At 34.3% G+C, this 543-nt stretch carries 1 protein-coding gene; it reads right to left on the minus strand.

Going from position 1 to position 543, the window contains the following annotated elements; all coding sequences use genetic code 11:
• Positions 1-220: 220 nt before the first annotated feature.
• Positions 221-543, minus strand: a 323-nt coding sequence (locus tag AT575_RS10080) for an IS3 family transposase (protein WP_129587079.1), incomplete at its 5' end; no start/stop codon positions are given.

Here is a 543-nt window from a genome sequence, read left to right on the forward strand (position 1 = left end):
TGGAAATTTATTGAAAGCTCTATCGAGCATTCTACTTATCTGTTCAAGATTAGGACTCATAGATAAATCATATGATATGATTTCATTTGTGTTCATATCTAAAACAGGCGATATGTAACACTTCCCCATGAAAAATTAAACTGAGATACATCTGTTGTCCACTTTTGTAAAGGCGCAGTTGTGCTAAAGTTTCTAGCAATGATATTGTCGGCAATCTTTCCTACCTCACCCTTATAGGATGGTATTTTTCCTTTGGACGTTTGCCTAATAAGCCTTCTTTATGCATGAGACGTTGAACTCTCTTATGGTTCACCTTGTATCCACGATTAATCAGTTCTTGATAGACTCGTCTAACGCCATATCTACTTTTATTTGACTCAAAAATACTTTTGATTTCGTTAAGTAAATCTTCGTTTCTTAACGCAACAGCATCTATCTTGCCAATCTCGAAATAATAAGTTGATTTAGCTAAGTTTACTGCTTTGAGAAGATATTTTATGTGATATCCTTTTTCTTTAAGTTCCTTGACGATTGCCGCTTTTT

The organism is Streptococcus penaeicida (genome assembly GCF_002887775.1).
In the GTDB taxonomy this organism is placed as follows: domain Bacteria; phylum Bacillota; class Bacilli; order Lactobacillales; family Streptococcaceae; genus Streptococcus; species Streptococcus penaeicida.